Annotated in this window: 12 protein-coding genes; 6 read left to right on the plus strand and 6 right to left on the minus strand. The window is 64.7% G+C overall.

Features of this window, described 5'->3' with window-relative positions; genetic code table 11:
• Positions 1-166 precede the first annotated feature (166 nt).
• The 4 genes from F3J19_RS08945 (at position 167) to F3J19_RS08960 (ending at position 6,010) form a co-directional block, all read left to right on the plus strand.
• On the plus strand, positions 167-1,348 hold the full coding sequence (locus F3J19_RS08945; protein ID WP_167039884.1) for an isovaleryl-CoA dehydrogenase: 1,182 nt from the start codon (positions 167-169) through the stop codon (positions 1,346-1,348).
• Positions 1,349-1,472: 124 nt separating this feature from the next.
• Entirely contained in the window at positions 1,473-3,080 is a 1,608-nt protein-coding gene (locus tag F3J19_RS08950) for a carboxyl transferase domain-containing protein (protein WP_167039886.1), read from the plus strand.
• Positions 3,081-3,132: 52 nt separating this feature from the next.
• Positions 3,133-3,918, plus strand: a complete 786-nt coding sequence (locus tag F3J19_RS08955) for an enoyl-CoA hydratase/isomerase family protein (RefSeq protein ID WP_167039888.1) — start codon at positions 3,133-3,135, stop codon at positions 3,916-3,918.
• A 43-nt stretch (positions 3,919-3,961) separates the two neighbouring features.
• Positions 3,962-6,010, plus strand: coding sequence for an acetyl/propionyl/methylcrotonyl-CoA carboxylase subunit alpha (locus F3J19_RS08960; protein ID WP_167039889.1), 2,049 nt, complete (start codon positions 3,962-3,964; stop codon positions 6,008-6,010).
• A gap of 98 nt (positions 6,011-6,108) precedes the next feature.
• On the opposite strand, the gene F3J19_RS08965 is transcribed toward F3J19_RS08960, so the two are convergent.
• The 5 genes from F3J19_RS08965 to F3J19_RS08985 all read right to left on the minus strand — a co-directional run bounded on the left by F3J19_RS08965 (position 6,109) and on the right by F3J19_RS08985 (position 9,834).
• A complete protein-coding gene (locus tag F3J19_RS08965) occupies positions 6,109-6,387 on the minus strand; it encodes a DUF1488 family protein (RefSeq protein ID WP_167039890.1) in 279 nt (92 codons plus the stop codon).
• Between the two features lie 118 nt (positions 6,388-6,505).
• Entirely contained in the window at positions 6,506-6,694 is a 189-nt protein-coding gene (locus tag F3J19_RS08970) for a hypothetical protein (protein WP_167039891.1), read from the minus strand.
• Positions 6,695-6,856: 162 nt separating this feature from the next.
• On the minus strand, positions 6,857-7,657 hold the full coding sequence (locus tag F3J19_RS08975; protein ID WP_167039892.1) for a sugar phosphate isomerase/epimerase: 801 nt from the start codon (positions 7,655-7,657) through the stop codon (positions 6,857-6,859).
• Positions 7,658-7,750: 93 nt separating this feature from the next.
• Entirely contained in the window at positions 7,751-9,082 is a 1,332-nt protein-coding gene (locus F3J19_RS08980) for an MFS transporter (protein WP_240158831.1), read from the minus strand.
• A 101-nt stretch (positions 9,083-9,183) separates the two neighbouring features.
• Positions 9,184-9,834, minus strand: a complete 651-nt coding sequence (locus tag F3J19_RS08985) for a DUF4286 family protein (RefSeq protein ID WP_167039893.1) — start codon at positions 9,832-9,834, stop codon at positions 9,184-9,186.
• A gap of 264 nt (positions 9,835-10,098) precedes the next feature.
• Between F3J19_RS08985 and F3J19_RS08990 the strand changes: the two genes are divergently transcribed.
• On the plus strand, positions 10,099-10,995 hold the full coding sequence (locus F3J19_RS08990) for a LysR substrate-binding domain-containing protein (RefSeq protein WP_167039894.1): 897 nt from the start codon (positions 10,099-10,101) through the stop codon (positions 10,993-10,995).
• Between the two features lie 120 nt (positions 10,996-11,115).
• A complete protein-coding gene (locus tag F3J19_RS08995; RefSeq protein WP_167039895.1) occupies positions 11,116-11,916 on the plus strand; it encodes an IclR family transcriptional regulator in 801 nt (266 codons plus the stop codon).
• Positions 11,917-11,942: 26 nt separating this feature from the next.
• Here F3J19_RS08995 and F3J19_RS09000 read toward each other — a convergent pair whose 3' ends face one another.
• A complete protein-coding gene (locus F3J19_RS09000) occupies positions 11,943-12,605 on the minus strand; it encodes an NAD(P)-dependent oxidoreductase (RefSeq protein WP_345891013.1) in 663 nt (220 codons plus the stop codon).
• Positions 12,606-12,620: the final 15 nt, after the last annotated feature.

Below are 12,620 nucleotides of genomic sequence, written 5' to 3' on the forward strand. Positions count from 1 at the left end.
CGATGCCGGTTCGTAAATTTCTGAGTCACGCTCAAAAATACCTATTGACGCATACGTCAATCTGGCGTGAAATGCGCGTTGATACGTTTGGGCGTGCGATGCGCGTGGTTTGGGCGTGCACAGCGCGAGCCGCGCCCGGCCGCCAATGAACTCAGGAGATACCGCAATGCGCAATCTGCCCGGTTTGCAGTTCCCGCTCGGCGAAGAAATCGAAATGCTGCGTGACAGCATCGCCTCGTTCGCCGCCAAAGAAATCGCGCCGCGCGCGGCGGAAATCGATCGCACCGATCAGTTCCCGATGGACCTGTGGCGCAAGTTCGGCGACCTCGGCGTGCTCGGCATGACCGTCGCCGAGGAATACGGCGGCGCGAACATGGGCTATACCGCGCATATGGTCGCGATGGAGGAGATTTCGCGCGCGTCGGCCTCGGTGGGTCTTTCTTACGGTGCGCATTCGAATCTGTGCGTGAACCAGATTCATCGCAACGGCACGGACGCGCAGAAGCGCCAGTATCTGCCGAAGCTCGTCTCGGGCGAACACGTCGGCGCGCTCGCGATGAGCGAGCCGAACGCGGGCTCGGACGTCGTCAGCATGAAGCTGCGCGCCGAGAAGAAGGGCGACCGCTATGTGCTCAACGGCACCAAGATGTGGATCACGAACGGTCCCGATTGCGACACGCTGGTGGTCTATGCGAAGACCGATCCCGAGGCGAATTCGCGCGGCATTACCGCGTTTATCGTCGAGAAGGGCATGCAGGGTTTCTCGGTCGCGCAGAAGCTCGACAAGCTCGGCATGCGCGGCTCGCATACGGGCGAACTCGTGTTTCAGGACGTCGAGGTGCCGGAAGAAAACATTCTCGGCCAGCTCAACGGTGGCGTGAAAGTGCTGATGAGCGGCCTCGACTACGAACGTGCGGTGCTCGCGGGCGGCCCGACCGGCATCATGGTCGCGGTGATGGACGCGGTCGTGCCGTATATCCACGACCGCAGGCAGTTCGGCCAGTCGATCGGCGAATTCCAGCTGATCCAGGGCAAGGTCGCCGATCTCTATACGACGCTGCAGGCCTGTCGCGCGTATCTGTACGCCGTGGGGCGTCAGCTCGACACGCTCGGTAGCGGGCACGTGCGCCAGGTGCGCAAGGACTGCGCGGGCGTGATTCTCTATACCGCCGAAAAAGCGACGTGGATGGCCGGCGAGGCGATCCAGATTCTCGGCGGCAATGGCTATATCAATGAGTATCCGGTCGGGCGTTTGTGGCGCGATGCGAAGCTCTATGAAATCGGCGCGGGCACGAGCGAGATTCGTCGCATGCTGATCGGGCGCGAGCTGTTTGCCGAGACTTTGTGACGCAAGTGCGCATGCGTTGCGGCGTCATGGCGTCGTGCGTTGTGGCGTGCTTGTTGGCCCATAAAGTCGGCCTATAGTCGGCCCTAAAGTCGGCCCATAAAAAGCGGCAACCTGGAGTCACTTCATGCCGATCATCGAATCCAAGCTGAACCCGCGTTCCGATGACTTCCGCGCGAATGCGGCGGCGCTCGAAGCGCTCGTCGCCGATCTGCGCGCGAAGGTCGAACTGCTGGCGCAGGGCGGCGGCCAGGCCGCGCGCGACAAGCACACGAGCCGCGGCAAGCTGCTGCCGCGCGAGCGCATTGCGCAACTGCTCGACCCGGGTACGCCGTTCCTCGAATTCTCGCAACTGGCCGCCTACGGCATGTACAACGACGACGCGCCGGGCGCGGGCGTCATCACCGGGATTGGCCGCGTTGCCGGGCAGGAGTGCGTGATCGTCTGCAACGACGCGACGGTCAAGGGCGGCACCTACTATCCGGTCACCGTCAAGAAGCATGTACGCGCGCAGGAAATCGCCAGCGAGAACCGCTTGCCGTGCGTGTATCTGGTCGATTCGGGCGGCGCGAATCTGCCGAATCAGGACGACGTGTTCCCCGATCGCGACCACTTCGGCCGCATCTTCTACAACCAGGCGAATCTGTCGGCGGCCGGCATTCCCCAGATCGCGGTCGTGATGGGTTCGTGCACGGCGGGCGGCGCCTACGTGCCGGCGATGAGCGACGAGTCGATCATCGTGAAGAACCAGGGGACGATTTTTCTCGGCGGCCCGCCGCTCGTGAAGGCCGCGACCGGCGAAGTGGTGAGCGCCGAGGACCTCGGCGGCGGCGACGTGCATACGCGCCTCTCGGGTGTCGTCGATCATCTCGCACAGAACGACGCGCATGCGCTTGCGATTGCGCGCAGCATCGTCGGCAATCTGAATCGCGTGAAGCCGGTGCCGCTCGTGTTGCAGGAGCCGAAGCCGCCACGCCATGACGTGACGAGTATCTACGGCGTGATTCCGGTCGATACGAGAAAGCCTTTCGATATCCGCGAGGTAATTGCGCGCATCGTCGACGACTCGGCCTTCGACGAATTCAAGGCCCGCTACGGCACGACGCTCGTGTGCGGTTTTGCGCATATCTGGGGACATCCGGTCGGCATCGTCGCGAACAACGGCATCCTGTTTTCGGAGTCGGCGCTCAAGGGCACGCACTTCATCGAGTTGTGCTGCCAGCGCAAGATTCCGCTCGTGTTTCTGCAGAACATCACGGGCTTCATGGTCGGGCGCAAATACGAAAACGAAGGCATCGCGAGAAACGGCGCGAAGATGGTGACGGCCGTGGCGACGGCGAAGGTGCCGAAGTTCACGGTCATCATCGGCGGTTCGTTCGGCGCGGGCAACTACGGCATGTGCGGCCGCGCGTATTCGCCGCGTTTTCTGTGGATGTGGCCGAACGCGCGCATCTCGGTGATGGGCGGCGAGCAGGCCGCGTCGGTGCTGGCCACGGTCAAGCGCGACGGCATCGAGAGCCGGGGCGGCGCATGGAGCGCCGAAGAGGAAGAGGCGTTCAAGCAGCCGATTCGCGAGCAATACGAGCATCAGGGGCACCCGTACTATGCAAGCGCGCGTCTGTGGGACGACGGCGTGATCGATCCGGCGCAAACGCGCGACGTGCTCGGTCTCGGCCTCTCGGCCGCGATGAACGCGCCGATCGAAGACACGCGCTTCGGCGTGTTCAGAATGTGATGGCGCGCCACGACGCGATGATGCGGGAAAGCCCGGTAAAGGAGCACAACGCATGCAATACGAAACGCTGAAGTTCGAAGTGGCCGGCCAGGTTGCGACGCTCACGCTGAATCGCCCGGACGTGCGCAACGCGTTCAACGAAACGATGATCGCCGAACTGACCTCGGCATTCACCGCACTCGATGCGCGCGACGACGTGCGGGCGGTCGTGCTGGCCGCGAACGGCAAGGCGTTCTGCGCGGGCGCCGACCTGAACTGGATGAAGCAGATGGCCGGCTATTCGGACGACGAGAACCGCGCCGATGCGATGCGGCTCGCGAACATGCTGGCAGCCGTGTACCGCTGCAACAAGCCGGTGATCGCGCGCGTGCAGGGCGACGCGTACGCGGGCGGCATGGGCCTGATCTCGGCCTGCGATATCGTCGTCGCGGTGGACAGCGCGCATTTCTGCCTCTCCGAAGCGCGGCTCGGCCTGATTCCGGCCACGATCGCGCCCTACGTGATTCGCGCGCTCGGCGAGCAGGCGGCGCGGCGCTATTTCGTCACGGCCGAAGCGTTCGACTGCGCGACCGCGTGGCGTCTCGGTCTGGTCAGCGAAGCGGTGAGCGCGGCGCAACTCGACGCGAGCGTCGCGCAACTCGCGCAAACGCTGTGCGCGAACGGACCGCAAGCGGTGCGAGCCTGCAAGCGGCTCGTGCAGGACGTCGCGGGCCGCGAACTGAACGACGCGCTGATCGAAGACACCGCCGCGCGCATCGCGCGCACACGCGCCGGCGCGGAAGGCCGCGAAGGCATCGCGTCGTTCCTCGACAAGCGCGCGCCGTCCTGGCGCGGCTGACACAGCAACCCGGCGCCGAACCGCACACTTCATCGAGACACTCATGTTCAACAAGATCCTGATTGCCAACCGGGGCGAGATTGCCTGCCGCGTCGCCGCGACCTGCAAGCGGCTCGGCATCGCGAGCGTGGCCGTCTATTCCGACGCGGACGCCAACGCGAAACACGTCGCCGCCTGCGACGAAGCGGTGCATATCGGCGGCTCGACGGCGGCGCAAAGCTATCTGCGCATCGAGCGCATCATCGAGGCCGTGCGCGCGACCGGCGCGCAGGCCGTGCATCCGGGCTACGGTTTTCTGTCGGAGAACGAAGATTTTGCGCATGCCTGCGAAGCGGCCGGCATCGTCTTTATCGGGCCGCCGGTCGGGGCGATTGCCGCGATGGGTTCGAAGGCCGCCGCGAAAGCGCTGATGCACGCGGCCGCGGTGCCGCTCGTGCCCGGCTATCACGGCGACGATCAGGACCCGCGGCTCTTGCAGCGCGAAGCGGATGCGATCGGCTATCCGGTGCTGTTGAAGGCGAGCGCGGGCGGCGGCGGCAAGGGCATGCGCGTGGTCGAGCGCAGCGAGGATTTCGCGGCCGCATTGCTGTCGTGCAAGCGCGAGGCGGCGAGCAGTTTCGGCAACGACCGCGTGCTGATCGAAAAGTATCTGACGCGGCCGCGTCACGTCGAAGTGCAGGTGTTCGCGGACCGGCACGGCGGCGCGGTCTATCTGTTCGATCGCGACTGCTCGGTGCAGCGGCGTCATCAGAAGGTGCTCGAGGAAGCGCCGGCACCGGGTCTTGCCGCCGACATCAAGCGCGCAATGGGCGAAGCGGCCGTGGCCGCCGCGCGCGCGGTCGACTACGTCGGCGCGGGCACGGTCGAATTCATCATGACCGGCAGCGGCGAGTTCTATTTCATGGAGATGAACACGCGCCTGCAGGTCGAGCATCCGGTCACGGAGATGGTGACGGGGCAGGACCTCGTCGAATGGCAATTGCGCGTGGCCGCGGGCGAGGCGCTGCCGCTCGCGCAGCCGCAACTGAAGCTCGACGGCCACGCGATCGAAGCGCGCATCTATGCCGAGCATCCGGCGCGCGGCTTCCTGCCGTCCACGGGCACGCTCAGGCATCTGCGCATGCCCGAGGGCGTCGAGTTCGCGATCGACGCGGCCGGTCTCGGCGAGCCTGGCCGCAAGGCGCCGGTGCGCATCGACAGCGGCGTGCGCGAGGGCGATACGATCACGCCGTTCTACGATCCGATGATCGCGAAGCTGATCGTGCACGGCGCGACGCGTGAGGAAGCATTGGCGCGTCTCGCGCGTGCGTTGCATGCGTGCGAGGTCGTCGGGCCGCATACGAACGTCGAGTTCTTGCAGCGCATCGTCGCGAGCGAGCCGTTCGCGAGCGGCGATCTCGACACGGGTTTGATCGAGCGTCATCACGATGCGCTGTTCGCGCCGGTAAAAAAGCCCTTCAGGGAAGCACTCGCGCTCGCCTGCGCGGCGCTGCTCACGCGCGAGGGCGGCATCGCGCACGGTGCGTCGCCGTGGGATGCGCTGTCGCATTGGCGGCTCAATAGCGGCTATACGCAGACGCTCGGCTGGCGCGCGCTCGACGACGGCGGCCAGCACGCAGGCAGCGAGGCGTTCACGGTCGGGTTCGCGCGCGACGGCGGCACGCAAACGCTCGAACACGACGGCGTGCGCGAAAGCTTCAGCTGGTCGGCCGGCGCGGGCGCGCACGAATTCCGCGCGACGCTCGGCGACGCTCGCGTGACGGGCCGCGTGTTCGTCGACGGCGACACGTTCCATGTGTTCTGTTATGGCGAGGCGCTTGCGTTCGAATGGCAGAACCTGCTCGCGCATGCCGCCGACGCCGAAGGCGGCGAAGGACGTCTGACCGCGCCGATGCCGGGCAAGGTGATCGCGGTGCTGGTCGAGGCGGGAGCGGTGGTCGAGAAGGGCGCGCCGCTGATCGTGATGGAAGCGATGAAGATGGAGCACACGATCGGTGCGCCGGCGGCCGGCACGGTCGCCGAAGTGCTGTATGCGGCCGGCGATCAGGTGGACGATGGCGCGCAGCTTCTGGTGCTCGACGTGCAGCAGTAAGCGCGCACCTGGGGGAAACGCTTAAAGCAAGGCGAGTGTAAGAAGCGGCGCCGCGCGCTTCGCTTTCGCGCGGGCCGCTGCGTGCGGTGACACTGTGCCTAATGTCTGACCAAACGGAATTCGTCGAGATCGAGCCGTACCGATTCGGTCGGCACGAACTTCCATCTCTGCGCGGCAACCGAAAGAATTTCCTGCTGCGCATCCTCGAATGCGACGAGCAGGTCCTGCTTGCGCCGGCTCGCCGCGCCGCAGAACTTCACGAGCGCATCGGCGCTGACCTCGAAAATCTGCGCGCGATCGTCGCAGCACACGCGGAACGCGACCGTCGCGCATTCCGTGACACAGGGCCGGAACCCTTCATCGACATAGACCGACATGGCGAACTCCTTCGGACGCCTGAATCGACAGGATGACAAACCGCGCCTGCCTGGTCTGTGGGTGAACCGGCATTGACGGCGAAATGCCCGGCGCCGCGTCACGCGCGACGACCGGCTGCTAGTGAAAGATTGCCAGAAGCTGGCTCGGCGTGCAGAGCGCGCACAGCCGATTTTTGCTCAGAGGATGCTTAAAAAATTCGCCGTGAAGTGAGCGCTGAATCGCGCCCGCGCCATGCATGGGCCGCACATGGGCCACGGAGATGGCGCCCGGCATAATTTCGTTCGCACGGACTTCGGCAAACTTCATTCTGCGCCGAAGTCATTTCATTATGATTATTCGCGCGGCCGGTGCACAGGACGGTGTCACGACGGCGTCATGCTATGTCTGTTTTCGGTCAGGCTTCGGCACGGCGCGCGGTGGCTGCCCGCATCACCGCGCGAAAACGTCGGCCCGTTATCGGGCGGCTCGTTACAGGTTCTTCGCCGCAACGAGCGCGCGTCGTGCCCATTCCTCGTAGCCGAGCGCGGGGATGCGAAAGTCATTGGGCAGTTCGATGGAGACCGGCAGGCCGGCGGGCGTGCTCGACAACAACGCCTTCAGGTCGATGCCCCCTTCTCCCGGCAGCAAACGTTCGTGACGCGCGGTATGGATCACGCTGTCCATCGTCGGCGGAATGCCGGCCGGGCAATCGCATAGCTGGAGATAGTGCAGCAGATCGCCGGGTAGCGCCCGCAGGTCGTCGAGCGACGTATTGGAGCGTTCGAAGTGCACCGCGTCGATCAGGATGCCCGCATTGGCCGGCCGGCCCGCGAGCTTGACGATGCGCTGCGCGTCGGCGGCATTGCGGACCGTCGACCAGGGCATGAATTCCAGATCGGCATTGAGCCCGAACGGCCTGGCCGCCTCGCAGAACCTCGCATAGGAATCGGCGAGGCGCTGCTCGTCGGGATCGCCGCCACCGACGAGAATGCTGCGGGCGCCGAGTTCGGCCGCCGTTTCCAGAAAGCTGCTGTAGTGGTCGACCGAAAACGTTCCGTACAGCCACACGATCTCGACGTCGAATACCTGCACGCCGGTGTCGCGCATGCAGGCGAGCGTCTCGCGCAGCATGTCGCGATCGTTCATCAGCGGGTAGGCCGGGGCGCCGGGCAGCGCGGGAATCAGGCGCAGGCCGACGCAGTCGTAGCCGGTGCGGGCGGCAACGCGTATCGCATCCGCGGGGGCGAGATGCAATACCGTAAGGTGGGCTAAGGAATACTGTCTTTCCATGATGTCCAGTCGATACCTGAAGTCTGCGAGGGTCGGCACGCGCCGTGGCGTAGCATGGCGCGATGCCACGCTACGCCACGCGATCGTGCCGGCTCAATCGGCTGCGTTCGTGATGGCCGCGCCGCGCGGCAGGAAGAGGAACAGCAAGGCGCCGAGGAACGTCGTGAACGCCAGCGCAACCGTGCCAAGGTCGGCGGAACCGAACAGCGATACCGTGATCGAGCGGATATTGGGCGCGAAGAACCCACCGAGGTTGCCGATCGCGTTGACGGCGGCAATGCCGGCGACGGCCGACATCCCGCCGAGATATTTGGTCAGCGACTGCCAGAAGATCGGCTGCGACCCATACAGGCCCGCGAGCGAGAAGCACAGCGCGGCCACCGCCAGCGTCGGCGAATGCGAGAGCGAGCCGAGCAGGCCGATGGCGGCCGCCACGAGGCCGGCGGCGCCCCACCAGCGGCTGCGCTGGTATTTGTTGGCGAGCGAGGGCAATACCAGCACGGCGATCAGCGCGCAGAACCACGGCAATGCCACGATCACGCCGACCAGTGCGCCGGTGTTTTGTCCAATGAGCTTCGCGACCTGCGAGGGCATGAAAAACTGGATCACGGTATTGGTCATCACGATCAGAATGTACGTGATGATGAAGCGCAGCAGTCCGACGTCGCGCAGGCAGGCCAGTATGCTGTGCGGGCCCGCCGCGATCTTTTTGCGTTCCTCTTCCTCGATGGCCGCCGTCAGTGCGTTGCGTTCGCGCTGATCGAGCCACGGTGCGTTTTGCGGTTTGTCGCTGAGATAGAAAAACGCCCAGATGCCGACCACGACCGAGGCGAGCCCCTCGATGACGAACATCCACTGGTACGCCTCAAGACCGAGATGCGCACCGATGCCGAGGATCGCGCTGGAGATCGGCGCGCCGATGACGAACGAGAGCGGTGTGCCGCAATAGAACAGCGCGATGATCGGCAGACGCCATTTCGCCGGGAACCAGAAAGTCAGGAACAGGACCATGCCGGGGAAGAACCCGGCTTCGGCCGCGCCCAGCAGGAGCCGCTGGAGATAGAACGAGACGTTGCCGTTGATGAAGGCCGCGCCGGTGGAGATGATGCCCCAGGTGACCATGATCCGGCACATCCAGATCTTCGCGCCGAAACGGTTGAGGCCGAGATTGCTCGGTACTTCGAAGAGAAAATATGTGATGAAAAACAGCCCGGCGCCGAAGGCATAAGAGGCGTCGCTGATGCCCGTCGCGTCCTGCAGATGCGCTTTGGCGAAGCCGACGTTGACCCGGTCGATGAACGCGAGGACGAACATCAGCAGCAGGAACGGCACCAGCCTGTTTCTAGCCTTGACGACCGCGCGCTCGAGGGTTTGGGCCTGCTGCATCGCATCGTCGGCAAACGATCCGACATTGACGTCTGACATATGCTGTCTCCTGAATTGTCATGGGCCTGGGTGTGCGGCATGCCGCAGCGCGAGACCCGGCTCGCGACGCGGCATGGCCGTGCATCGGCATGGGCCTGGAATTAATGAGTCTTGCTAAAGGAAAAAACCAAGTCGTACGGCTCGAAACGGCAATCGTGACGCGTCAACGCCTGGGCGGCGTCGGTCGCCCGGTTCAGCGAGGCGTCGTCCAGTGCCTCGACCGCCATGACGCTGTTGAAGATGCCTTCCGTGCCCGTGCGCATCGACTTTTCGCGGGTGGCGATCGAGGTGGCATCCGGCGCGACGGTCATGACCCACGTCTGCGTCACGCGATCGAGGGCCGCGATCGCGTCGAGCGCTTCCTGCGTGACCGCGGCGGGCAACCTGTCGAAGCGTGCGATCGCGAGGCGCGAACCGAAAGCGCCGGGCTGGCCCGCACGCACGATCGTCGTGCCGCCGCCGCGACGAAACTGCCCGAGGTGAGGCATGACGCTCTGGGTCCACGGCGTCGGATTGTTCAGTCGTTCGATATATCCCTCGCTCGCCATGACGGCGGCGTTCTCCAGCGTGTACACGATCACGTATTCCGACGGGGCGCTGTCGCGCCGGCGGTACGCGCGGCCCGAGAGAAAACCCGGCACCCCGACCCGTTCGAATATGTGCTCGCGCGTGAGCCAGTGCAGATAATCGGTTTCGAACGGCTCCTGAACGGTGCTCCATATGGCGAGTAGTCCGTGGGTGCTGGCGGTCATGGGGTTTTCCTCCTGGTGGCCTGATGTGCGGGTGACGAAGACGCGCCGGACGCGCATGTCGCGCTCGCGGTTCACGCCTTTACATGCGTCGCATATTATGGAAGTGACTTCCACTTTGCAAGTTGTTTCCGGGAATTGAGGGTATTCCCCGAAGCGCGCGGGAGATGCGGGCGGTCATGGAATCAATCTGTCACATGGCGCGGATATCATCGAAATTTCCGAAAAAATTCGGTCAATCGACCGAAAAAACAGATCAAACGCGCCATGACCCTGATACAGATTCGCGCCTTTCTCGCCGTCGTCCAGTACGGCGGCTTTACGGCGGCCGCCAAGGCGCTGTCGACCAGTCAGACCACGATCACCTCGCAAATCCAGGCGATCGAGCAGGAATACGCGGTGCAGCTGTTTCACCGGCGTGGCCGGCGCGTCGATCTATCGAGCGTCGGTCTGGAGTTCCTGACCATCGCGCGGCAGATGGCGAGCCTCGAAGGGGACGCGAGTTCGCTGCTGCGCGACAGCGGCGAACTCGTGCACGGCACGTTGAAGATCGGCGCGGTCGGGCCGTATCACATCATCGACATGATCGAGGCCTATCACGAGTTGCGCCCGGCGATGAACCTGTCGGTGACGCTCGGCAATTCGGAAGAGGTGCTGCGCGACCTCGACAACTACGTGTGCGACGTCGGCGTGCTGGCGGTGTGCGATGTCGGCGCGATTGCGAGCGCGCTCGAGAACGAGCACTTTTATATGCAGCCGTACGCGCGTTATCCCGTGATCGCCTGCGTGAACGCGGCGCATCCGCTCGCGCAACGCGACGAGATCGATTTGCGGGAACTGGCCGAAGTGCCGCTGCTGATGCGCGAGCAGGGCTCGACCACGCGCCGGGCGCTGGAAGACGCGCTCGACAAGATCGGCCTGAAGGCGCGCATCTCGATGGAGATCGGCAGCCGCGAAGCGCTGCGCGAATCGATTGCGCGCGGTCTCGGCGTCGGCACCATGTCGGAGTCGGAATACATTCCCGACGGGCGGCTGCACAAGGTCAGGATCAAGGGCAACCCCATCACGACGCATATTCATGTCTGCTGTCTGCGCGAACGGCAGGACACGCCGCTGGTCACCTCGTTTTTCGAAGCGGTAGGGCGTTGCCAGCCGGCCTCGTGAGACCCGGCGCGCCGGCAAAGTGTGCAGCGCTTTCCTGTAAGGCTATTCCAATTTGGAAAGAACTTCGACATACTATTTCGTACGCTTTTATCCGCTTGACCATTGAGGAGAGGATTCGTCGTGAGCGCCATCATCGAGCGGACCTTCCGCATCCTTGAAGAGCTTTCCCTTTATCCGGCCGGCCGCACGCTGTCGGAGTTGTCGGTTGCCGCGAATGCGCCGCTATCGGCCACTCATCGCCTGCTCGCCGATCTCATGGAAGAAGGCTACGTGCGCCGGGACGAGCGGCACGATGAATTCACGCTGACGATGCAGGTGGTGTCGCTCGGTCTGCGCTTTCTCAGCGCGGGCGGCATCACGGACATTGCGCAGCCCACGCTGGAGCGCCTCGCGGCGCAGAGCGGCGAACTGGTTCGCCTCGCGCTGCTGGACGAGGATCAGCTCGTCTACGTCGCCAAGGCGCAGGGCGCGACGCAAGGCCTGCGCTACGACCCGGAGATGGGCGCGCCCGTGCGTATCTGGTGCAGCGCGGCGGGCTATGCATGGCTCGCGACGAAGTCGGAAGACGATGCGATCCGCCTGCTCGGCAAGCAGGGCTTGCCCAATCCCGCCAATTTCGGGCCCGCGGCGCCGACCACGATCAAGGCCGTGCTGACTCACGTCAAGGCGGCGAAGAAACGCGGCTTCGCGATCACGACCAACGTCTTCCTGCCCGCGATGAATTCGATGGCGACCTGCGTGCGCGATCCGCGCGGCGAGATTCTCGGCACGCTCATCATCGCCGGGCCGATGACGCGGCTGACCGAGGCGCGCATGGAAGAACTGGGCGCCGCGTTGCAACTGGCCGCGGACGAGCTCGGCCGCAACAGCAGCGTGTCGCCGGTCTTCAAGCGGCAGACAGAACGGCTCGCGTCGGCCTAGCGTACGCGAGCGTGTTGCGGCTTCGCTCAGTCGATGCGCGAGGCGTCGCCGGCGAATTCCACCCGACAGCCGAAGCCGCCGTGAAATAGCGCTTCCGTTGCGTCCTCTGACGCGCCGTTCGCGGCAATCCGTGCCGCGTGCCGCTCCGCGTCGTCCTCGGGTGCGTAGCCGAGCAGGTGCACGTTGGCGTTGCTCCAGCGATTGCGCGCATTGCCGGATACCCCATATACGACCACGAAGTGATAGTCGGGCGCATCGATGCAACGTTGCGCAAGCTGCACCATGTCGCGATGGCTGATCCAGGTGGATAGATGGCGCGGCGCGGCAGGCTCGTCATCGGGGCGAAACGAGCCTATGCGCATGCACGCGACCGACAGGCCGTACTTGTCCGCATAGAGGCGCCCGAGCGCCTCGCCGAACACTTTCGACACGCCGTAGCGGCTGTCCGGACGCGGCGCGACCGTGTCGTCGATCAGGCGGTCGCGGCGGTGGAAACCGACCGCGTGATTGGAGCTCGCGAACACGACGCGCTTCACGCCCGCGCGCCGGGCCGCCTCGAATACGTTGTAGCAACCGTCGATATTCATGTCGCGGATTTTTTCCCACGTGCTTTCGTCGGGGATGCCCGCGAGGTGGACGACCGTATCGATGCCGTCCATCAGCGGCAGCAGCGAGTCGAGTTCGGTGATGTCTGTCGTGACGAC

Origin of the sequence: Burkholderia sp. Ax-1724 (assembly GCF_011752995.1) — a bacterium.
In the GTDB taxonomy this organism is placed as follows: domain Bacteria; phylum Pseudomonadota; class Gammaproteobacteria; order Burkholderiales; family Burkholderiaceae; genus Paraburkholderia.

Coding starts and splice junctions, on each gene's coding strand:
- F3J19_RS08980 (WP_240158831.1), bottom strand. CDS start 9,082: ATGTCAGACGTCAATGTCGGATCGTTTGCCGACGATGCGATGCAGCAG.
- F3J19_RS08955 (WP_167039888.1), top strand. CDS start 3,133: ATGCAATACGAAACGCTGAAGTTCGAAGTGGCCGGCCAGGTTGCGACG.
- F3J19_RS08965 (WP_167039890.1), bottom strand. CDS start 6,387: ATGTCGGTCTATGTCGATGAAGGGTTCCGGCCCTGTGTCACGGAATGC.
- F3J19_RS08945 (WP_167039884.1), top strand. CDS start 167: ATGCGCAATCTGCCCGGTTTGCAGTTCCCGCTCGGCGAAGAAATCGAA.
- F3J19_RS08960 (WP_167039889.1), top strand. CDS start 3,962: ATGTTCAACAAGATCCTGATTGCCAACCGGGGCGAGATTGCCTGCCGC.
- F3J19_RS08985 (WP_167039893.1), bottom strand. CDS start 9,834: ATGACCGCCAGCACCCACGGACTACTCGCCATATGGAGCACCGTTCAG.
- F3J19_RS08970 (WP_167039891.1), bottom strand. CDS start 6,694: ATGAAGTTTGCCGAAGTCCGTGCGAACGAAATTATGCCGGGCGCCATC.
- F3J19_RS08990 (WP_167039894.1), top strand. CDS start 10,099: ATGACCCTGATACAGATTCGCGCCTTTCTCGCCGTCGTCCAGTACGGC.
- F3J19_RS08975 (WP_167039892.1), bottom strand. CDS start 7,657: ATGGAAAGACAGTATTCCTTAGCCCACCTTACGGTATTGCATCTCGCC.
- F3J19_RS08950 (WP_167039886.1), top strand. CDS start 1,473: ATGCCGATCATCGAATCCAAGCTGAACCCGCGTTCCGATGACTTCCGC.